Source organism: Flavobacterium sp. (genome assembly GCF_044377315.1).
In the GTDB taxonomy this organism is placed as follows: Bacteria; Bacteroidota; Bacteroidia; order Flavobacteriales; family Flavobacteriaceae; genus Flavobacterium.
Map to the genome: position 1 here is coordinate 59073 of NZ_JBILJG010000004.1, position 20148 is coordinate 79220.

At 31.4% G+C, this 20148-nt stretch carries 23 protein-coding genes; 15 read left to right on the forward strand and 8 right to left on the reverse strand.

The genetic code is table 11. The annotated features are described in order from the left end of the window. Window positions 1–41: 41 nt before the first annotated feature. From ACIQ66_RS02235 to ACIQ66_RS02255, 5 genes are all read left to right on the forward strand, one after another. Window positions 42–1100, forward strand: coding sequence for an acyl-CoA reductase (locus ACIQ66_RS02235; RefSeq protein WP_396211181.1), 1059 nt, complete (start codon window positions 42–44; stop codon window positions 1098–1100). A gap of 132 nt (window positions 1101–1232) precedes the next feature. Next, window positions 1233–2303: a 3-phosphoserine/phosphohydroxythreonine transaminase gene (gene serC / locus ACIQ66_RS02240; RefSeq protein WP_396211182.1), complete on the forward strand. Its 1071-nt coding sequence runs from the start codon at window positions 1233–1235 to the stop codon at window positions 2301–2303. A 72-nt stretch (window positions 2304–2375) separates the two neighbouring features. Then, on the forward strand, window positions 2376–3335 hold the full coding sequence (locus ACIQ66_RS02245) for a D-2-hydroxyacid dehydrogenase (RefSeq protein ID WP_396211183.1): 960 nt from the start codon (window positions 2376–2378) through the stop codon (window positions 3333–3335). 480 nt (window positions 3336–3815) lie between these two features. Further along, the gene (locus ACIQ66_RS02250) at window positions 3816–4244 is read left to right on the forward strand and encodes a DUF6146 family protein (protein WP_396211184.1); all 429 of its coding nucleotides are present in this window, start codon (window positions 3816–3818) and stop codon (window positions 4242–4244) included. 34 nt (window positions 4245–4278) lie between these two features. Beyond that, window positions 4279–4605, forward strand: a complete 327-nt coding sequence (locus tag ACIQ66_RS02255) for a DUF6787 family protein (protein ID WP_396211185.1) — start codon at window positions 4279–4281, stop codon at window positions 4603–4605. A gap of 49 nt (window positions 4606–4654) precedes the next feature. Here the strand turns inward: ACIQ66_RS02255 and ACIQ66_RS02260 are convergent, their stop codons facing one another. Beyond that, complete coding sequence (locus tag ACIQ66_RS02260) at window positions 4655–4909, reverse strand: hypothetical protein (RefSeq protein WP_396211186.1); 255 nt, start codon at window positions 4907–4909, stop codon at window positions 4655–4657. A gap of 103 nt (window positions 4910–5012) precedes the next feature. After that, complete coding sequence (gene folE, locus ACIQ66_RS02265; protein WP_396211187.1) at window positions 5013–5684, reverse strand: GTP cyclohydrolase I FolE; 672 nt, start codon at window positions 5682–5684, stop codon at window positions 5013–5015. A 157-nt stretch (window positions 5685–5841) separates the two neighbouring features. On the opposite strand from folE, the gene ACIQ66_RS02270 reads away from it, so the two are divergent. From ACIQ66_RS02270 to ACIQ66_RS02310, 9 genes are all read left to right on the forward strand, one after another. Then, window positions 5842–6504, forward strand: coding sequence for an ABC transporter ATP-binding protein (locus ACIQ66_RS02270; RefSeq protein ID WP_396211188.1), 663 nt, complete (start codon window positions 5842–5844; stop codon window positions 6502–6504). A gap of 17 nt (window positions 6505–6521) precedes the next feature. Further along, window positions 6522–7286: a TIGR02757 family protein gene (locus tag ACIQ66_RS02275; protein ID WP_396211225.1), complete on the forward strand. Its 765-nt coding sequence runs from the start codon at window positions 6522–6524 to the stop codon at window positions 7284–7286. A gap of 210 nt (window positions 7287–7496) precedes the next feature. Then, window positions 7497–8846: a DEAD/DEAH box helicase gene (locus ACIQ66_RS02280; RefSeq protein WP_396211189.1), complete on the forward strand. Its 1350-nt coding sequence runs from the start codon at window positions 7497–7499 to the stop codon at window positions 8844–8846. 45 nt (window positions 8847–8891) lie between these two features. Next, entirely contained in the window at window positions 8892–9134 is a 243-nt protein-coding gene (locus ACIQ66_RS02285) for a hypothetical protein (protein ID WP_396211190.1), read from the forward strand. Next, the gene (locus ACIQ66_RS02290) at window positions 9131–9412 is read left to right on the forward strand and encodes a type II toxin-antitoxin system RelE/ParE family toxin (RefSeq protein WP_396211191.1); all 282 of its coding nucleotides are present in this window, start codon (window positions 9131–9133) and stop codon (window positions 9410–9412) included. Before ACIQ66_RS02285 ends, ACIQ66_RS02290 begins: the two co-directional genes overlap by 4 nt. A 3-nt stretch (window positions 9413–9415) precedes the next feature. After that, window positions 9416–11356, forward strand: a complete 1941-nt coding sequence (locus ACIQ66_RS02295; RefSeq protein ID WP_396211192.1) for a BatA and WFA domain-containing protein — start codon at window positions 9416–9418, stop codon at window positions 11354–11356. 16 nt (window positions 11357–11372) lie between these two features. Next, a complete protein-coding gene (locus tag ACIQ66_RS02300; RefSeq protein WP_396211193.1) occupies window positions 11373–12626 on the forward strand; it encodes a dihydroorotase family protein in 1254 nt (417 codons plus the stop codon). Beyond that, entirely contained in the window at window positions 12626–12949 is a 324-nt protein-coding gene (locus ACIQ66_RS02305) for a hypothetical protein (RefSeq protein ID WP_396211194.1), read from the forward strand. The genes ACIQ66_RS02300 and ACIQ66_RS02305 overlap by 1 nt, the downstream gene beginning before the upstream one ends. A 20-nt stretch (window positions 12950–12969) precedes the next feature. Then, on the forward strand, window positions 12970–13608 hold the full coding sequence (locus tag ACIQ66_RS02310; protein WP_396211195.1) for an alpha/beta hydrolase: 639 nt from the start codon (window positions 12970–12972) through the stop codon (window positions 13606–13608). On the opposite strand, the gene ACIQ66_RS02315 is transcribed toward ACIQ66_RS02310, so the two are convergent. From ACIQ66_RS02315 to ACIQ66_RS02325, 3 genes are read right to left on the reverse strand one after another with little or no spacing between them, the layout of a single operon-like run. Then, window positions 13605–13985, reverse strand: coding sequence for a PH domain-containing protein (locus ACIQ66_RS02315; RefSeq protein WP_396211196.1), 381 nt, complete (start codon window positions 13983–13985; stop codon window positions 13605–13607). The genes ACIQ66_RS02310 and ACIQ66_RS02315 overlap by 4 nt on opposite strands. Beyond that, window positions 13985–14473, reverse strand: coding sequence for a hypothetical protein (locus tag ACIQ66_RS02320; RefSeq protein WP_396211197.1), 489 nt, complete (start codon window positions 14471–14473; stop codon window positions 13985–13987). The genes ACIQ66_RS02315 and ACIQ66_RS02320 overlap by 1 nt, the downstream gene beginning before the upstream one ends. 15 nt (window positions 14474–14488) lie before the next feature. Beyond that, window positions 14489–15253, reverse strand: a complete 765-nt coding sequence (locus ACIQ66_RS02325; protein WP_396211198.1) for an MBL fold metallo-hydrolase — start codon at window positions 15251–15253, stop codon at window positions 14489–14491. Window positions 15254–15345: 92 nt separating this feature from the next. Between ACIQ66_RS02325 and ACIQ66_RS02330 the strand changes: the two genes are divergently transcribed. Then, window positions 15346–16803 (forward strand): TonB-dependent receptor, encoded by a 1458-nt coding sequence (locus ACIQ66_RS02330; RefSeq protein WP_396211199.1) that lies wholly within the window; start codon window positions 15346–15348, stop codon window positions 16801–16803. 136 nt (window positions 16804–16939) lie between these two features. On the opposite strand, the gene ACIQ66_RS02335 is transcribed toward ACIQ66_RS02330, so the two are convergent. From ACIQ66_RS02335 to ACIQ66_RS02345, 3 genes are all read right to left on the reverse strand, one after another. Continuing rightward, the gene (locus ACIQ66_RS02335; RefSeq protein ID WP_396211200.1) at window positions 16940–17977 is read right to left on the reverse strand and encodes an o-succinylbenzoate synthase; all 1038 of its coding nucleotides are present in this window, start codon (window positions 17975–17977) and stop codon (window positions 16940–16942) included. A gap of 9 nt (window positions 17978–17986) precedes the next feature. Beyond that, window positions 17987–19201: a tetratricopeptide repeat protein gene (locus ACIQ66_RS02340; protein WP_396211201.1), complete on the reverse strand. Its 1215-nt coding sequence runs from the start codon at window positions 19199–19201 to the stop codon at window positions 17987–17989. Window positions 19202–19469: 268 nt separating this feature from the next. Continuing rightward, window positions 19470–20147 carry a metal-dependent hydrolase gene (locus ACIQ66_RS02345; protein WP_396211202.1) on the reverse strand — a complete coding sequence of 226 codons (678 nt, stop codon included), beginning with the start codon at window positions 20145–20147 and terminating at the stop codon, window positions 19470–19472. Window position 20148: the final 1 nt, after the last annotated feature.

Sequence of the window (20148 nt, forward strand, 5' to 3'; positions counted from 1 at the left end):
TACAAAATTACAATCAAAACCATTCATATACAAATAAACAAATGTTACAAAAAGAAAAAAATAACGCTTTTGTAGAATTAGGTATGTTTCTAAGCCAATTTTCGTTGGACAATAACACTAAAAAAGCAAACGTTTTATGCAATGATTTGTTTTATGATAATTTTATAAATTTAATTGAACTTTCGCAATCACATAATGGTTGGTTTACAAAGGAACAAGTTTATTTTGCCATAAACTCTTGGTCTAAGGCATTGACTGAAGAAAATTTGGACAAATGGCTTTCTCAATACGATTTATCCAATATCGAACCAAAAACCGTTGGATTGGTTCTTGCTGGAAACATTCCACTTGTTGGATTTCATGATTTTCTTTCCGTTTTGATTTCGGGTCATAAAGTTTTGGTTAAGACTTCATCAAATGATCAACATTTAATTAAATTTTTAGCTAACTATTTAATTTCAGTAAATCCTGAAATTGAAAATCGCATCACTTTTACCGATGGAAAATTAGAAAATTTTGATGCTGTAATTGCAACCGGAAGCAATAATACCGCTCGTTATTTTGAATTTTATTTCAAAGACAAACCAAGAATTATTAGAAAAAATAGAAATTCCGTTGCCGTTTTAACTGGAAATGAAACACATAAAGATTTGGTTAATCTTGGAGAAGATATTTTTAGATATTTTGGTTTAGGTTGTCGCAATGTTTCTAAATTGTTTGTACCCAAAAACTATAATTTTCAACCATTTTTTAAAGCTATTTACGAATATAAAGATGTAATTTTTTACGAAAAATATTCAAATAATTACGATTATAATAAAGCTGTTTTCTTAATGAGCAACTTCAAATTGTTAGATAACGAATTTTTAACTTTGAAAGAAGATTCGAGCTATGCCTCTCCTATTTCGTCTGTTTTTTACGAATATTATGAAAGTTTAAATGAAATTAAAAACCAATTAGAAAAAGATTCCGAACAAATACAATGTATTGTTTCTAAAGATATTGTTAAAAATTCCATCGCTTTTGGTGAAACTCAAAAACCAAATCTTTGGGATTATGCCGACAATGTTGATACTTTAGCATTTTTAAAGGAAATATGATTATTAATTCTCAAATATTATTACAAACTATAACGATTTCGTTAATAATATAACCCAATTATTGCCAAATTCTAATCGCTTTTTCGTAGGCTATTTACGAAATTTGCACCTTAAATTTGCTTTACCTAAACAATGAAAAAACACAACTATAGCGCTGGACCATGTATTCTTCCGCAAGAAGTCTTTGAAAAATCAGCGCAAGCCATTTTAAATTTTAATAATTCCGATTTATCTATTTTAGAAATTTCGCATAGAAGCAAAGATTTTGTTGCCGTTATGGACGAAGCAAGAGCTTTAGTTTTAGAACTTTTAGGATTAGAAGGAAAAGGATATCAAGCATTGTTTCTAGCTGGTGGAGCCAGTTTAGAATTCTTGATGGTTCCCTATAACTTAATGAAAACTGACGGAAAAGCTGCTTATCTAGATTCTGGAACATGGGCAAATAATGCTATAAAAGAAGCCAAACATTATGGTGAAACTGTAATTGTCGCTTCTTCAAAAGAGCAAAATTACAATCATATTCCAAAAGGTTATTCTGTTCCTGAAGACGCATCTTATTTTCATTGTACAAGTAATAATACCATTTTTGGAACGCAAATGAAGTCATTTCCACAAACAAATGTTCCTGTGGTTTGCGATATGAGTTCGGATATTTTTTCAAGAACTTTAGATTTTTCAAAATTTGATTTGATTTATGCTGGAGCTCAAAAAAATATGGGGCCTGCTGGAGCAACTTTAGTAGTTGTAAAAGAAGAAATTTTAGGAAAATCTGGAAGATATATTCCAAGCATGTTAGATTATGAAAAACATATTAAAGCAGAAAGTATGTACAATACGCCACCTGTTTTTTCTATTTATGCATCGCTTTTAACTTTACAATGGTTGAAAAACCTTGGTGGAATTGCTGCTATTGAAAAAATCAATGAAGCTAAAGCTAATTTATTATACACTGAAATCGATAGAAATCCATTATTTAAAGGAGCTGCAGCCATTGATGATAGAAGTATTATGAACGCCACGTTTTTATTAAACAATGAAAACCAAGCACCTATTTTTGATAAAATGTGTAAAGAAGCTGGAATTTCTGGCTTACCAGGACATCGTTCTGTTGGTGGTTATCGTGCTTCAATGTACAATGCCTTACCAATAGAAAGTGTTCAAATATTGGTAGATATAATGCAAGCACTTGAAAAAAACATCTAAATTTTAAAACTAAATATATTAATTGAGTTTTAACTTTTAAACTCATAAACTTTTAAACTCATAAACTTTTATATGAAAGTATTAGCCAACGACGGAATTTCAAAAAGCGGTATCAAAGCTCTTGAAAAAGGCGGATTTGAAGTAATTACTACTAAAGTAGCTCAAGAGCAAGTTGCCAATTTTATCAATACAAACAATGTTGATGTAATTTTGGTACGAAGCGCAACCAAAGTTCGTAAAGATATTATCGATGCTTGTCCTAACCTAAAAATAATTGGTCGTGGTGGCGTTGGAATGGATAATATAGATGTAGAATATGCTCGTGCAAACGGAAAACATGTCATCAACACGCCAGCATCCTCCTCAGAAAGTGTGGCAGAATTAGTTTTTGCACATCTATTTACAGGTGTTCGTTTCTTACATGATTCTAACAGAAATATGCCTCTAGAAGGTGATACTAATTTTGAAGGTTTAAAAAAAGCGTATGCAAATGGCATCGAACTTCGTGGAAAAACTTTAGGAATTATAGGTTTTGGAAGAATTGGTCAAGCAGTAGCAAAAATGGCACTTGGACTTGGAATGAAAGTAATTGCTGCCGACAAATTTGTTAGTAAAGCCGAAATAAGAGTTGATTTTTATACCGGACAATTCATAAATGTTGATGTTATCACTGAACCTCTTGAAGATTTATTTAAGCATTCCGATTTCATTACTCTACACGTTCCTGCTCAAGAAGGTTATGTGATTGATAAAGAAGAAATAGCTTTATTAAAAGACAATGTAGGAATTGTAAATTGTGCTCGTGGTGGCGTTATTAATGAAGTTGCTTTAATAGAAGCTTTAGAAAATGATAAAATTTTATTTGCTGGTTTAGATGTTTTTGAAAACGAACCAACTCCTGAAATTCAAATTCTAATGCACCCGAGAATTTCATTAACTCCACACATTGGAGCCACTACTTTAGAAGCACAAGACAGAATTGGTTCAGAACTTGCAGAACAGATAATAGATTTATTAAAAAACAGAAGATAATTTGGTTTAGAAACAGCCATAAACAATCCTTCAATGCCAAACGAACAAAATGAAGCTGAAATTGAAGAAGCACCGAAGATCAATTCTTTAAGATTTAAAAGATATGGTGAAAGGAGAAAAAACAGGTGCTCTAGAAGAAATACTTTAGGCTAAAAAATCCTGTCGATTTGAATAATACTATAGTAAAAGAATTAGCAGGGAAAGTTACTAGAAATTTAGGTTCAAAATTATTATTGTATTCATATATAAATCATTAAACCATTACGGCGACTTAAAAGTTGGGGTTAGCGATGCTATTTCAGTGGTAACCAAAAAATCTGGTGGAATTGGTGATTTATTGGACAAACATCTGGAAGGAAAGTAATTTAACTAATTATAATTCAACAAAAATTATCTCTTTATCGGGCATTTTTTTGTTAAAAACAAATTAAATTTTAGTTGATTTACTTATTTTTCAGAATTTTATGAAAAATAAATCGGATGAAAAATCTACTTTCAATTTTATTCCTTTTTCTCATTATTATTGGATGTTCGACAACTTCTAGAACAATCCAAAAAACTGAAAATGATTCTGCAAAAGTTTTGGATACAATTCGTATTGCTAATGATGAACTAGAATACGAAGTCATTATAATTGATTCAGGATTTTCAACATGGTTAGCATCGCAAGCTCAACCAAGAGGGTTTTATGGAGAAAGTTATCTTGAAACTAGAAATAAAATATATGCAAATGAGTGGAATAATCGCATGATGCAACCACAACTTTTTAATCCAAACTTATATGAAATGCAAATTAATTACGACCCTTTTGCGCATTATGGCTACGAAGTAAACTATTTGATTTACAATTATTTTATATATTTTCAATTAACCTACAAACAACAACTTTCAGGATTTGTTCCGCGTTAAGAAATAAATTAAATTTGCACTACTTTTTACACTAATGGGAAATTTTAAAGAACGCTGGAATATTACTTCTAATTGGCAAATGCTTATTATATTTGTCGTTTTTGCCTTAACAGGCTCTACTTCTGCATTAATAGCAAAACCTATTTTAGCATTTTTTGGAATTACAAAAGAAACAATTTCAGTTTGGCTGTACTTTCCATTATATATAATTATAATTCTTCCTTTTTACCAAGTGCTTTTAGTAACATTTGGATTTATTTTTGGACAATTCAACTTCTTTTGGGCATTCGAAAAGAAAATGTTACGAAGCATGAAACTTGGTTTTATTGCCGATTACTTTGATTCATTTTCAAAAAAATAAAAATAACAACCCTTTTCAGATTGGCATTTTAATGAGAAGCAACTTAATTTTAGTTTTCTTTTTTGATGATATAAGTATAAATCCAAGTAATTGTAAATGTAGGAATTATATCAGTAAAGAGAATAAGTTCTTCTAAGAATCCTAAAACACCTGCAATTTTACCTGTATTTCCTTTATACATTTTGGCAAGTAAAAGTCCAGAAATTGGAGCCCAAATCAAATCAATAATTTCAGAAAATCCAGGAAAAACATAGGAAAGTATTCCTATCAAGTCAAAAAAAATTCCCGCAACTAACTTCGTCATTTTATGCGATTTAACTTTGGGAAAGAATTCAACTTGCAATTCATTTGTCATTTTTTATCCAATTTAAAAATTTGAATAAATACCATACAAAACAAATGCCAAACTATTTTGGTTGATTTATCATATTGAAAAAATCGTTTCTATTTTCTTTTTCATTAAAAATTCCACTATATTGAATTGTAGAAGTGTAGCTAGATTCGTCTTTAATCCCACGACTTGATACACATAAATGAGTTGCTTCCATAACAACAATTACATTATCTGTTTCTAAAACCGTTTTCAATTCGTTGTATATCTGCATAATCAAACGCTCTTGCACTTGCGGACGACGAGAATAATAATCGACTATTCTGTTCAACTTAGACAATCCAATAACTTTTCCGCTAGAAACATAGCCAATATGAGCTTTTCCAACTATTGGCAAAAAATGATGTTCGCAAGTTGAGTTAAAACTAATATTAGCTTCCACCAACATTTTATCATAGTTGTAACTATTGTCAAAAACCGAAATTTTAGGCTTGTTAGCTGGATTTAATCCCGAAAAAATTTCTTGAATAAACATTTTAGCAACACGATGTGGTGTTCCTTGTAAACTGTCATCAGTCATGTCTAATCCCATTTCTTCCATGATTATATGGAAATGCTTTTCGATGGTTTGCATTTTGTCAGCATCTGATTTATCAAATGCATCTGGACGTAAGGGTGTTTCTGCCGATGTCATTTGATGATTATCGCCAATCAATTCGTAAATTTCTTTTTCAATTAGTGTGTTCATGGCTCAATGAGATTAAATTATTTTGTTCAACAAATTTACAAAAACTTTAAACAAATAATTTTATTTAACGTTTATTTATTATTTATACAACGATAAATATTTCTTATACCTATAAACAATTTAGGAAATACTTTGTTTCTTTGTGAAAAATAAAAAGATGATAAAAGCCCACAATATTCATAAATATTACGATAGTTTACACGTATTAAAAGGTGTTGATTTACATATAAAAAAAGGTGAAATTGTTTCAGTTGTAGGCGCTTCTGGTGCTGGAAAAACAACTTTGCTTCAAATACTTGGAACATTAGACAAGCCAAAAATTGAAAACGGAACTTCATTAACCATAAACAATGAAGAAGTTTTAAACATGAATGATAAGGCCATTTCAAAATTTAGAAATCAACATTTGGGATTCATTTTTCAATTTCATCAATTATTACCTGAATTTACAGCTTTAGAAAATATATGTATTCCAGCTTATATCTTAGGAAAAGAAAAAGCAGAAACCGAAAAAGAAGCCAAACGTTTGTTAGAATATCTGGGGTTATCACATAGAATTTCACACAAACCAAATGAACTTTCAGGTGGCGAACAACAGCGTGTGGCAGTTGCAAGAGCCTTGATAAACAAACCAGCCGTTATTTTTGCTGATGAACCTTCTGGAAACTTAGACACGGCTTCGGCAGAAAATTTGCATAAACTGTTTTTTCAACTTCGCGACGAATTTGACCAAACTTTTGTAATTGTAACACACAACGAAGAATTAGCTAATATGGCTGATAGAAAATTAGTGATGGTTGATGGAAAAATTAGTGTTTAGAACTTTTTATGATTAATTTGAACAAAAACGACCTCAAATTTTTTCTTGATGAGAAAGTAGAACTTTACAACAATCCTACTTTTATAGAATCAGATCCTATTCAAATTCCACATGCTTTTTCTTTGAAAGAAGATATTGAAATTGCAGGTTTTTTGGCGGCAACAATTGCTTGGGGAAATCGCAAAATGATTATCAATAACGCCAGAAAAATGATCGATTTGATGGGAAATTCACCTTACGATTTTGTACTAAATCATCAAGAATACCAACTTGAAAAACTGGATAATTTTGTACATAGAACTTTTAATGGAGGCGATTTTAAAACGTTTATTCTTTGTTTAAAAAATATCTACATTAACAACAACGGATTAGAAGCTGTTTTTTCAAATCATGCCGAAAAAGATTCTATGCAAAAAAGCATTTCAAACTTCAAACAAATTTTCTTTGAGGTTCAACATCAAAGTCGAACACAAAAACATATTTCTGATCCATTAAACAATTCGGCTGCCAAGCGTATCAACATGTTTCTTCGTTGGATGGTTCGTCAAGATAAAAAAGGTGTTGATTTTGGTATTTGGAAAAGTATTTCACCTTCACAATTATCTTGTCCGCTCGATGTTCATTCTGGAAATGTAGCTCGAAAACTCGAATTACTTTCAAGAAAACAAAACGACGCAAAAGCACTTTCAGAACTCGATACTAATTTGCGATTACTAGACAAAAATGATCCTGTAAAATACGATTTTGCATTATTTGGTTTGGGCGTTTTTGAAAAGTTTTAGATTATTTTTATACAAAAATTTCACTAATTTTCACGAATTAAAAATGTAATTTAAAATTACACAAATTCATTAATAATTACAATTTGTGAAATTAACAAAGATGCATTTTCGTGCAAATTCGTGAAATTCGTGTAAACCATCAAAACCATGAAAAACTTCTCACTAGAAAATCAATTTTAAAAACCCTATCTTTGCACAAAATTCAAGCAAATGAGCACTTTTGAGCAATTCAATCTTCCAAAATCCGTACAAAAAGCAATAGACGAATTGGGTTTTACAACTCCAACACCTATTCAGGAAAAATCGTTTGCCGTGATTATGTCAGGTCGCGATATGATGGGAATTGCACAAACAGGAACAGGAAAAACTTTTGCCTACTTACTGCCATTGCTGAAACTTTACAAGTTTACACCAACTAATACGCCTAAAATTGTAATTTTAGTTCCAACACGTGAATTAGTAGTGCAAGTAGTCGAAGAAGTTGAAAAATTAACCAAATACATGTCGGTTAAAACTCTTGGAATTTATGGTGGCGTAAATATCAACACTCAAAAGAAAGCCGTTTTTGATGGAATAGATATTTTAGTAGGAACACCAGGACGCGTAATGGACTTAGCGTTAGACGCTTACATTCGATTTGATGAAACTCAAAAATTGGTTATTGACGAATTTGATGAAATGCTTAATTTAGGTTTTAGACCACAAATCACCTCGATTTTATCGATGATGAAAACCAAACGTCAAAACATATTGTTTTCGGCAACTATGACCGATGAAGTAGATCAAGTTTTGAATGACTATTTCGATTTTCCTGAAGAAGTTACGCTTGCTGCATCTGGAACACCGTTGGAAAATATTACTCAAATAGTTTATAAAGTTCAAAATTTTAATACCAAAATCAATTTACTGAAACATTTGTTGCAAAATGATGAATCGATGAGTCGAATTTTGGTTTTTGTCAATAACAAAAAGATTTCCGACATGCTTCATGAGCGAATTGAAGCTGATTTTGAAGGCCAATTTGGCATCATTCACTCCAATAAATCTCAAAATTACAGATTAAATACGATGGCTAGTTTTCAAGAAGGAAACTTACGAGGACTAATCACAACAGACGTCATGGCGCGTGGTCTAGATATTTCAAATATCACACACGTTATCAACTTTGAAATGCCAGAAGAACCAGAATTATACATGCACAGAATTGGTAGAACTGGTCGTGCAGATGCCAATGGAACTGCAATAAGTTTTTATACAACTCGAGAAGAAGAAGTCAAAATAGAGATAGAATTATTGATGAATCGAGAGTTAAACCCAGAAGTTTTTCCAGAAGAAGTTGAAATTTCTACTCTTTTAATTGGACCAGAAAAAGACAAAGAAAAAATCAAGTTTTTACTCAAAAAACCAAAATTAGAAGGTGAAGGTGCTTTTCATGAAAAAGCCAAGAAAAACACCAAAGTAAACCTCGGTGGTCCATCGAAAACAAAGAAAAAAACATCTGGTTCGGTTAACCGAAATATGTTGCGAGAACAAAATAAAAAAAGAGCAAAGAAAAAATAAAACACTATATTTGTTTCACTGTTTAATTTTTAATTGTTTATAAACATGGATTTAGAGGCGAAAAAATTACATTTTATTGAAGAATTTCTAAAAATTAATGATGTAAAGATTATTGATAAATTAGAAAAAGTAATCAATATTAGTTTTAATAAAACTTCTAAAAAGACTGAAAAACCAATGTCTTTAGAAGAATTTACTAAAACAATTGATATTTCACATAAGCAACATTTAATCGGCGAAACTTTAACAGAAGAAGAAGTTGATACACTTATTGATTCTTGGGAATGAAAATAGTTTGGTCAATTTTTGCTACAAAACAATTGAAAAAAATTAGAGAAAGCCATTCTCAAAATACAATTTCAAATATTATAATACGAACAAAAGCTTTAAAAGAATTTCCATTTATTGGACAAAAGGAAGAGTTATTAAATTTTAGAAATGAGGATTTTAGGTATTTAATTGAAGGCAAATTCAAAATAATTTATTGTGTAGACAAAGAATCAATATGTATTTATTCAGTTTTTCACACTAAACAAAATCCAAAAAAAATCAAAAATTTAGATTAAAAAATGCAATTTAAACACCCAGAAATTCTCTACTTCTTATTTTTATTGGTTATTCCAATTCTGGTTCACTTATTTCAATTACGCCGTTTCAAAAAAGAATATTTTACCAACGTTAAAATTCTAAAAGAACTTTCTATTCAAACCAGAAAAAGTTCAAAACTAAAAAAATGGTTGCTTCTTGCAACACGTTTATTGTTACTAGCCTTTGTCATCATTGCATTTGCACAACCTTTTTTTACGGCAAAAGATAGTAAAAATGCTTCCAACGAACTTTATATCATTCTTGACAATTCGTATAGCATGCAAGCCAAAGGTCAAAAAGGTGAATTGCTAAAACGTGCTGTTGAAGATTTACTCGAACATGCACCTGAAAATCAGAATCTTTCGTTACTTACCAATTCAGAAAATTTTTGGAATACAGATATAAAATCGATTCAAAAAGAATTACAAAATTTAAAATACAGTGCAACTGCTTTCAACTTAGAAAGTATTCTCAATCAAATAAAAGCTAGAAAATCAGCCTTTGGTAAAGATGTTGTGATTATTACAGATGCAGTGGGTTTAGAAGCGAAACAGTTGAGTAGCATCAATAAAGATTTGAATACTTTGTTTGTAGTTCCAAAAGCAGAACAGAAAAATAATATTTCTATTGATAGTGTTTATATCAATCAAACGCTGGATAATTTTTATGAAATTAGTGTCAAATTGACAACTTATGGCGATAATTTGAAAGAGATTCCGATTGGTTTGTACAACAAAGAAAAATTGGTTGCTAAAACATTGGTTAAATTAGAATCGAAGAATAAAACGATGAATTTTACGATTCCGAAAGAAGATTTTAATGGCTATTTTTCAATCTCTGATAATGGTTTGGATTATGATAATCAATTGTATTTCAGCATTTCAAAACCTAAAAAGAAAAATTTAATTAGCATTGGCAAAACAGAAAAAAGTAATTTTTTAAGTAGAATTTATACGAGCGATGAGTTTGAATATAAAAACTTTCCAATAGAAAATTTAGATTACAATAATCTCGAAAAACAAGATGCCATTGTGCTAAATGAACTAAAAGAAATTCCACAAGCCTTGCAAACAACTTTAAAGTCATTTGTTGAAAAAGGTGGAAATTTGGTAGTCATTCCGGCAACAGAAAGTTCACTAACTAATTTGAATAGCTTTCTTTCAAACATAGCAAACATGGAGTTTGGAGCAGTTTCTACATCTGAAAAAATGATCACCAAAATTCATTTTAATCATCCGTTATTTCAGCCTGTTTTTGAGAAAAAAATTACCAATTTTCAGTATCCAAATACAAAAAGTGCTTTTACCATCTCAAGTGCAACACCAGCAATTTTGAGTTACCAAGATCAATCCTCATTTTTGACTGCAAAATCTAATGGAATTTCGACTGTTTATGTTTTTGCAGCCGCTTTAAATAAAACAAATTCTAATTTTCAGAATTCACCATTAATTGTACCAACATTTTACAATATGGCACAAAATGACCAAAAAACAGGTGTAGTTGCGATGAAAATAGGCGAAAATAATCCGTTTATAGTGGATGTCGAATTGGCAAAAGATGAAATTTTGGAAGTCAAAAACACTTCAAAAGCAACAGGTGAAAAATTTATTCCGGTACAACAAATTTTGAATAATAAAGTCAAAATGACGTTTAATGATTTTTCAAAAGAAGCTGGAAATTATGGCGTTTTTAATCAAAATAAATTAATCAAGAACATTAGTTTTAACTATTCAAGAACTGAAGGAAATATTGACAATTCGAACATTGATGCTCTTTCTAATTACAAAATAGTGGAATCAATCGAATCTGTTTTTGATACTTTAAAGTTTGATCGCCAAGATACTTCAATATGGAAATGGTTTGTTTTCTTAACCTTGCTTTTTCTAGTATTGGAAATACTAATTCAAAAATTTGTGAAATAGACTAAAAATTAAAACTATGAAACTAATTATTAGAGAAGCCAAGATTATCGATTTACAAAGTTCTTTTCATAACCAAACAGTCGATTTGCAAATTGAAAACGGAATTTTGACTAAAATTGGTTCCAAACTTTCAAACGAAAAAAAAATTGAAGAACTAAAATTAGACAATCTTCATGTTTCACAAGGTTGGTTTGATAGTAGCGTAAGTCTTGGTGAACCAGGATTTGAAGAAAGAGAAACTATAGAAAATGGTTTGAATGTTGCTGCTAAAAGTGGTTTTACGGCAATAGCATTGCAACCCAACTCCAACCCGATTATAGATAATCAATCGCAAGTAAATTTTGTGAAATCAAAAGCGCAGAATAAAGCAACCGATTTATATCCGATTGGGGCTTTGACCAAAAATAGCGAAGGAAAAGATTTGGCAGAACTTTACGATATGAAAAACGCTGGAGCAGTTGCTTTTGGCGATTATGGAAAGAATTTGGATAATTCTAATTTGCTAAAAATAGCATTACAATATACGCAAGATTTTGACGGATTGGTTATAGCTTTTTCGCAAGATGCCAATATCAAAGGAAATGGTGTTGCTAATGAGGGAATAGTTTCAACAAGATTAGGATTAAAAGGAATTCCGAATTTGGCAGAAGAATTATTGGTAGCCAGAAATCTTTTTATACTTGAATATACTGGCGGAAAGCTACATATTCCAACCATTTCGACTACAAAATCAGTTGCTTTGATAAAAGAAGCAAAAGCCAAAGGTTTGCCAGTAACTTGTAGTGTTGCCGTTCATCATTTGGTGATGACAGATGAAAAGTTAGACGGATTTGATACACGTTATAAAGTTTCGCCACCATTGCGAAAAGAAGTTGATAGAAAAGCATTACTTGAAGGTGTTTTAGATGGAACAATCGACATGATAACTTCTGATCACAATCCTATTGACATTGAGCACAAAAAAATGGAATTTGATTGGGCTAAAAATGGAACTATTGGGCTAGAAAGTGCTTTTGGAAGTTTGCTAACAGTGCTTCCGCTTGAAGTTGTGGTTTCCAAATTAACTTCGGGAAAAAGCTTATTCGGAATTGAAAATCAAATTATAAACGAAGGTTCAAAAGCAACAATTACGCTTTTTAATCCTTCGACTGAATCAATTTTTACAAAAGAAAACATTCTTTCAAAATCAAAAAATTCCGCTTTTATTGGTCAAACGATGAAAGGTAAAGTTTATGGAATTGTGAATAATAAACAATTAATTTTAGCCTAATGAACAAACAAACAATTGATGCAGGAAAATCAACAGCTATTACAAGTTATATTTTAATTGTTGGCGTTTTAATAGCCATGTCAATGAATGCTGAACCGAAAAATCCATTTGCTGCATTTCATATTCGTCAATCGTTGGGATTATCTATTTTATTTGTTTCACTAGGATTGATAATAAGTAATTTTGATAACATAATGATTTCATCATCAATGTGGATATTTGTTTCAATATTATGGACTTACGGTGTTTTTACAGCAATAAAAGGTGAAATGAGACCAATTCCGCTTTTGGGTTCATTTTTTCAAAAATGGTTAAAATCTTAGAAAGACAAAAAAACTAAATTATGAGTTTATTTTATATAATTAGAGAACCGAAAATTAAATTAGAAAAAAATCCGTTGTTGCTATTGCTTCATGGTTACGGCAGCAATGAAGAAGATTTATTTTCGTTTGCTAGTGAACTTCCTGATACTTATTACGTTGTTTCAGCTCGCGCTCCTTATGATTTGATGTATGGAAGTTATGCTTGGTACGCCATCAACTTTGACGCAGATGAAAACAAATTTTCTGATATGAATCAAGCTAGTCAATCTCGTGATTTGATTGCAAATTTTATTGATGAATTAATTACAAAATATCCAATTGATGCTCAAAATATAACTTTAATAGGTTTTAGCCAAGGTTCTATTTTGAGTTACGCCGTGGCGTTATCTTATCCTAAAAAAGTTCAACGAGTTGTTGCTATGAGCGGTTATTTGAATACTGAAATGGCAAGAGAAAATTTTGATAAAAATGATTTATCAAACCTTAAAATATTCGCTTCTCACGGAACTGTCGACCAAGTAATTCCAGTAGATTGGGCTAGAAAAGTTGTGCCAGCACTAACCGACTTAGGAATTCCCGTTGTTTACAAAGAATATCCTATAGGTCATGGTGTTTCACCACAAAATTTTTATGATTTTAAAAATTGGTTGGCGAATTAGGCTAAAACATGTTGCGCTAAGACTTTCTGAACTTCATAAACATTTACAGATTTATTAAATTGCTTAATTATACTTGGATTAACCTCACTTGAAATCCAAATTTTTAGCTCAGCATCCAAATCGAAAGTGCCAGCAGTTTCAATACTAAAACGAGTTATACTCTTATACAAGATTGATTTGTACTCGGTTTTATTTCCGGTAAAACCTTGCTTGTCTACTAAAATAAGTCGTTTGTTTGTAAAAATAAACGTATCCCGTATAAGTTTGAATCCTAATTCTATCTGTTCATTATCAACTAATAATTGACCAAAATCTTTGATTAATTGTTCGTTGTTTACCGATCCCGCATTTCCTAATAAAGCTGAAAAAAGTCCCATTATTTTTGATATAAAATTGAATTAATTGTTTCAAAAGTTACTTGTTCGTTATCATCGATAAAATATTTTATCAAAACTTCGCCCCAATATTCACCATCGCTATAATCAGCAATAATCCAACGATGATTTAGCAATTTTACTTTATTGATAATAAATTTATTAGCCCCAATTTTATCTTGACCAATATAAGGATTTCCATTTGAATCTACATTAAAATCAATCAATTTCTCTGTCACTAATGGAATTATTTTGGAATAATCCATTCTAACTTTTACATTGTCATTATCAAAATAATTTTGAGCATTTTCGTTATATTTCAGTGAAAAATAATCAGCATCAGCTACTTTAGCAGCAACAGAATCTATTTTGATTTTCATTTTTTCAACTCTTTCTTTTTCAAAAGTTGCTTGTTTACTAAAATACATGTAGGTGAAAATATTCATCAAAACAGCCAAAATAAACAGGTACAATAAAAGTGATTTTTTCATTTTTTTAAATTAAATTTATAATAGTATTTCTAAATTATCATAAGCCAAAAACACGTTTTCAGGAAGTCGTTTTTGCACTTCTTCATGAAATCCAAAATGATGACTTATATGTGTTAAATAAGCTTTTTCTGGTTGAACCAAAGTTATAAAATCTAATGCTTCTTGCAAATTAAAATGTGAATGATGTTCTTCGTCACGCAAAGCATTTATTACAAGAACTTTAAGACTTTTTAGTTTCTCAATTTCAAAAGTTTCTATCTTTTTTACGTCTGTCAAATAAGCAAATTCATCTATTCTATAACCAAAAACTTGAAGATTTCCATGCCAAACGTTTATTGGAATAATCGTTTTATTACCTAAAACAAAATTTTGATTATTAACAACCTCAATAGCATCAACTCTTGGTGCACCAGGATAACGATTTTCGGTGGCAAAAACATAGTCAAATCGCTTTTTCAAATTATCTAAAACACGTTTGTGTCCATAAATTGGAATATTTCCTTGCATAAAATTAAACGGACGAATATCATCAATTCCAGCAGTATGATCAGAATGCTCGTGAGTAAATAAAATTGCATCTACTTTTGAACATTGAGAAACCAACATTTGTTGTCTAAAATCGGGTCCACAATCAATAATGCACGAAAAATCATCCCAAGTTATCCATACAGAAACTCGCAATCTTTTGTCTTTAGCATCAGCGCTTTTGCATACAGGATGTTGACTTCCTATTACAGGAATTCCTTGTGATGTTCCAGTTCCGAGAAAATAAATTTTCAATTGAATTCTTTTTTTACAAAAATAAGTTAATATATTTTATTAAAAAGCCTAATTTGCTAACTTTGTAACATCATTTTAGTGATAAAAAAAACATGGGAACAGAGATAAAATTAAAAGGAGATAAAATCATAGAGCAAATCCCTGCAATAAAGGACAAAGCTTTACGAATAAATCTTAATGAAAATATATACGGAACCTTCTCTGAGATTGGAGCTGGGCAAGAAACTGTTAGACATTTTTTCAGAGCTGGAGGTTCATCTGGAACGATTGCAAAAGCGATGTCGGCTTATGACAAAGACTTTAGTGATGCCATTTATGGTATTGAAGATGATGGCCGATATGTTACCGAAAGTCGCTTAAAAAAAATGCTTGCACATGAAGTAAATCTTGTTGAGCAACGTTTAGGAAGAGACAAACATCCAAGCAAAGTATTTTTTAGTTATGCAAATACAGTGGCTACTATTGATTTTGCAAAACAATTCAAAGGTCACGGTTGGGTTGGAATAAGATACCAAGTTGAACCAGACGAAGATTACAACGAAATCATCATTCACATACGTTTTAAAGAAACTGATGCTAAACTACAACAAGAAACCCTAGGAATTCTTGGTGTTAACTTGATTTACGGAGCGTATTACAAATACAATGATCCAAAAAAATTACTTCGTTATTTATACGACCATTTAGATAAAGATCAATTAGAAATCGATACTATCAACTTTTCGGGACCTCGTTTTGCTAATGTTGACAACCGATTAATGAGTTTACAATTAGTAAAAAATGGAATGACAGATGCCGTAATGTTTAGTCCAGATGGAAAAAATATCTTGCCTGCAGCAATTTTATACAAAAAAAATATCTTAGCACTTAGAGGAAGTTATAGACCTGTAACCAATGTAAACATTGACATGTATGAGAAATCCTTGAAAATGTTTTTAGAAGAAAGTAAGGTAGAAAAAGACAATACGTTAGTTATTTTTGAAATTACTCTTTCAAATCTTCGTTCTGAAGGAGAAATTGACGAAAGAGATTTTATGGATAGAGCTGAATTACTTTGTTCGTTAGGACAAACGGTAATGATTTCTAACTTCCAAGAATATTATAAAGTAGTAGAATATTTCGCCAATTATACAAAAGCTCGTATGGGACTGGCAATGGGTGTAAACAACCTAGTTGATATTTTTGACGAAAAATACTACCGTCACTTAAGTGGTGGCATTTTGGAGGCTTTTGGTAAATTATTCTACCGCGATTTGAAAGTTTTTTTATATCCAATGTTGGATGAAAATGGTGATTTGATTACTTCTCAAAACTTAAAAGTACATCCTAGAATGAAAGAATTATACAAGTTCTTTGCTTACAATGGAAAAGTGGTAGATATAGAAGTTTTTGATAAAGAAAACCTAAAAATATTTTCAAGAGAAGTATTAAAAATGATTTCAAATGGAAATTCTGGATGGGAGAAAATGTTACCCGAAGGTATTTCAGAATTGATTATAGAACACCAACTTTTTGGTTACGATCCAAATAAAGTTTTAGAAAAAGCATAAAATAAATTTTAAAAAGTATCGCTCTAAGGGCGATATTTTTTTTGCACTTACTGAAATTATTGAATAGTCATATTTGAAAATTTGAAGAGAAAATCAGTTTGAAAAATAAAATTTAATAGATAATTTTCATTAAAAATTAAATCAAATCACAGTTCCAATTTAGTTCATTACTATACCATAATTGACCATTTGAAACTTGTAACGGACAATCAAAATTATTGGTATAAAGTGAGCCTGTTCCCAAACCTTGTGGCATTGGATTTTGCTTTAAAAATGTCCATTGCGAAATGGCGTTTAAGCCAACGTTAGATTCTAATGCAGAAGTAATCCACCAACCGATTTTGTATTTTTCTGCTAATGAAATCCATTCATTTGTGCCACGAAAACCGCCAACAAAACTTGGTTTTAAAATGATATATTGCGGCTTGATTTTGAGTAATAACTTCTCTTTTTCTTCAAAATTTACAACACCAATTAGCTCTTCATCTAAAGCTATTGGAATTGGGGTTATTTTACACAATTCTGACATCCTGTCATGCTGGTTTTTTGCTATAGGTTGCTCTACACTATGCAACTCTGAACCAGTCAATTGGCATAATTTATCAAAAGCATTACTTGAATTAAAAGCTCCGTTTGCATCTACGCGGATTTCTATTGTAGAAACATCGAAATTTTGACGAATATAGTGTAATAAATCGAGTTCTTTTTGAAAATCTATAGCGCCAATTTTTAGTTTTATGCAATTGAATCCTTGCGCTAGTTTTTCTTCTATTTGTGCTTTCATAAAAGCTTCGTCACCCATCCATACCAAACCGTTTATCGGAATGCTTTTTTGATGCTCTGTGAACGCCGAAGGGAATAACAAAAAAGGATTTTCAGAAGCCAACGATTGGAACGCCATTTCGACTCCAAATTGAATTGAAGGAAAGTCTAAAAGTGCTTCCCAAAGTTGGTCTTTTCCTAAGTGAATGTTAGCACAAGTCCATTGCAATTTTTCTTCATAATCAGGTCGGTCGTCATGACTCAAACCACGCAAAATACCGCACTCGCCTATTCCCTTTTTTTGACCATCATCAAGTAGTAAAAACCAAGTTTCTTTGGTAGTCAAAATACCGCGAGAAGTGCCCGAAGGATTCTTGAAATTGAGAATATATTTTTTGTAGGTTGCTTTCATTAAAATTTTCTACTTTCCTAAAACTTCTAAAACTTTATCTAAATCATCTAATTGAATTCCTGCTTTTTTGAATTCTTGGATGTCGGTTTTAGTTTGTGCTTTCCAACTGGTTTTAGCGGTTATGTTTTGCGATTGATATTTTTTGTGTAACGTTTTAGCCTTACCAAATTGGTTAGTAAGCATATAAAAATGCGCTAGATTTAATTGCAAACGCAATTCAGAATCATCTAGTTCAATTCCTTTATTGATGGCTTTTAAAGCTTTGTCATATTGTTTGGAATACAAATAATAAGTTGCTAGTGAATTGTAGTCTAAAATGCTTACATTACCGTTGTCTATTACGCCAATAGTTAGCAAATCGATAGCATCGTTGTATTTTTTGTTTTTGAAATGCGTTGCAGCGTCTTTTCTTATGCCGTTTAAGATGGCTTTGTTATTTGGTTTTTCTGTTAGGCAAGTGTTACCGTAATCTTTGAAATCTTTTGATTTTTCAATGGCTAGCATATCTTGAAATTCTTTGAATGTATTTTCTTTTTCAAATTTGTCTAAAACACAAAGGCAAAAATCGTCGGAGTTGACCATTAGTTGTGCAAAATCTGATGATTTACACAAATCGATTACAGATTTTTTGTTTTCTTTTGACCAGCCACGACTTAGTTTGGCGTCAACCCAAGGCACAACTTCTAAAACAATTTTTTGGTTCATAATCCAGTTTTTACTTTCGAAAGAAAACCAAAGTGCTTCAGAATCGGCATTGAAGCAAGTTGTTTTTCCTATCGAAATACGTTTGGCCTCTTTGTTTATAGGATTGTTTTGGAATAAGCAAGCTCTCGAAGTTTCACCTGAACCGACATAATCTGAACTTGCTTTTTCAGATGAGAATATGGCATATTTGCATTTGTCTTCGCCCGAAACTTTGGAAAGTAAAAAGACTGCTCCAGCAGAACCTTGACTAATACCACTTGGATCGGGAATAGATTTTAGCACCGAAACCAAACTGGAAGCCATTTCTTGGTTTTCGTTTAAAAGTGTAATTCGATAGACGATTTCGGTGGTTCCTTGAGGTAAATCTTCGGTTTTTACGACGATTCTATCTCTTGCTGAAACGACTATTTCTTTGGTGGTTGCTCTGTCTTTGTCCCAAAAACCGTTTTTGGATTGTGCTGAAATAGAGAAAGTGCTTACTAAAAAAAGAAGTGTGAATAAGATAGCAGGTTTGTTCATGTATTTTATGGTAGATTTTAATATGATAATCTGAACTGTTTTTAAAACACAAATTTCACAAATTATCACAGATTTTATTGAATAATTTTTAAAATAATTACGATTAACTTCTTTTGAAATCGATTGCCCTAGCCCAGATAGTAGTGGAAATCCTTTGTTGTTGGGCTGTATTTTTTTCTTGGCTTACGACAGCGACCAAAGGAAGCTCGTTGTAAGGCTTAGAAAAAAACAGTCGAACGGCAAAGATTGCAACGAATAGCTGGATTGGCTACAAATAAATGCTTTCGCCAATTTTGAGCAACATCAAATCTTTTCCGGCATCAAAAAATTTCTTGATAGCCATGTCGTGATTAATTTCGATAAAACCGAATGTATCAAAATGTACGCCAAGAATTTTGTCGCACTCAACAAAATCGGACGCGAGAATGGCATCGTCTATATCCATAGTGAAATTGTCGCCTATTGGAAGGATTGCCAAGTCGAGTTTGGTACGCATCGGGATGAGTTTCATGTCCATAGTAAGTGCCGTGTCGCCAGCGATGTAGATGTTTTTGTTTTCGCTTTCGATGACAAAACCGCAAGGATTACCACCATAAGAACCATCGGGAAATGAACTTGAATGAATAGCGTTTACCAGTTTTACTTTTCCGAAATCGAATTTCCAGCTTCCGCCGTGATTCATAGGATGGTATTGCAAACCTTTGTTGCCAAAATGTGTCGCCACTTCATAGCTAGAAACAATTATGGCATTAGTTCGATTGGCAATAACCTCAACATCTAGAATGTGGTCTTGGTGTGCGAGTGTGAGTAAAATATAGTCTGCCGCCAACGAATTTATATCGATATGACTAGCTTTTGGATTGGCGGAAATAAATGGATCGACTAAAATGGTTTTTCCGCCGACTTCGATTGCTAAACTTGCGTGTCCGTAGAATGTTATTTTCATT

Bases quoted from the DNA above. Each gene is read 5' to 3' on its own strand.
- ACIQ66_RS02235 (WP_396211181.1), top strand. From the start codon at position 42: ATGTTACAAAAAGAAAAAAATAACGCTTTTGTAGAATTAGGTATGTTT.
- serC (WP_396211182.1), top strand. From the start codon at position 1,233: ATGAAAAAACACAACTATAGCGCTGGACCATGTATTCTTCCGCAAGAA.
- ACIQ66_RS02245 (WP_396211183.1), top strand. From the start codon at position 2,376: ATGAAAGTATTAGCCAACGACGGAATTTCAAAAAGCGGTATCAAAGCT.
- ACIQ66_RS02250 (WP_396211184.1), top strand. From the start codon at position 3,816: ATGAAAAATCTACTTTCAATTTTATTCCTTTTTCTCATTATTATTGGA.
- ACIQ66_RS02255 (WP_396211185.1), top strand. From the start codon at position 4,279: ATGGGAAATTTTAAAGAACGCTGGAATATTACTTCTAATTGGCAAATG.
- ACIQ66_RS02260 (WP_396211186.1), bottom strand. From the start codon at position 4,909: ATGACGAAGTTAGTTGCGGGAATTTTTTTTGACTTGATAGGAATACTT.
- folE (WP_396211187.1), bottom strand. From the start codon at position 5,684: ATGAACACACTAATTGAAAAAGAAATTTACGAATTGATTGGCGATAAT.
- ACIQ66_RS02270 (WP_396211188.1), top strand. From the start codon at position 5,842: ATGATAAAAGCCCACAATATTCATAAATATTACGATAGTTTACACGTA.
- ACIQ66_RS02280 (WP_396211189.1), top strand. From the start codon at position 7,497: ATGAGCACTTTTGAGCAATTCAATCTTCCAAAATCCGTACAAAAAGCA.
- ACIQ66_RS02285 (WP_396211190.1), top strand. From the start codon at position 8,892: ATGGATTTAGAGGCGAAAAAATTACATTTTATTGAAGAATTTCTAAAA.
- ACIQ66_RS02290 (WP_396211191.1), top strand. From the start codon at position 9,131: ATGAAAATAGTTTGGTCAATTTTTGCTACAAAACAATTGAAAAAAATT.
- ACIQ66_RS02295 (WP_396211192.1), top strand. From the start codon at position 9,416: ATGCAATTTAAACACCCAGAAATTCTCTACTTCTTATTTTTATTGGTT.
- ACIQ66_RS02300 (WP_396211193.1), top strand. From the start codon at position 11,373: ATGAAACTAATTATTAGAGAAGCCAAGATTATCGATTTACAAAGTTCT.
- ACIQ66_RS02305 (WP_396211194.1), top strand. From the start codon at position 12,626: ATGAACAAACAAACAATTGATGCAGGAAAATCAACAGCTATTACAAGT.
- ACIQ66_RS02310 (WP_396211195.1), top strand. From the start codon at position 12,970: ATGAGTTTATTTTATATAATTAGAGAACCGAAAATTAAATTAGAAAAA.
- ACIQ66_RS02315 (WP_396211196.1), bottom strand. From the start codon at position 13,985: ATGGGACTTTTTTCAGCTTTATTAGGAAATGCGGGATCGGTAAACAAC.
- ACIQ66_RS02320 (WP_396211197.1), bottom strand. From the start codon at position 14,473: ATGAAAAAATCACTTTTATTGTACCTGTTTATTTTGGCTGTTTTGATG.
- ACIQ66_RS02330 (WP_396211199.1), top strand. From the start codon at position 15,346: ATGGGAACAGAGATAAAATTAAAAGGAGATAAAATCATAGAGCAAATC.
- ACIQ66_RS02335 (WP_396211200.1), bottom strand. From the start codon at position 17,977: ATGAAAGCAACCTACAAAAAATATATTCTCAATTTCAAGAATCCTTCG.
- ACIQ66_RS02340 (WP_396211201.1), bottom strand. From the start codon at position 19,201: ATGAACAAACCTGCTATCTTATTCACACTTCTTTTTTTAGTAAGCACT.
- ACIQ66_RS02345 (WP_396211202.1), bottom strand. From the start codon at position 20,147: ATGAAAATAACATTCTACGGACACGCAAGTTTAGCAATCGAAGTCGGC.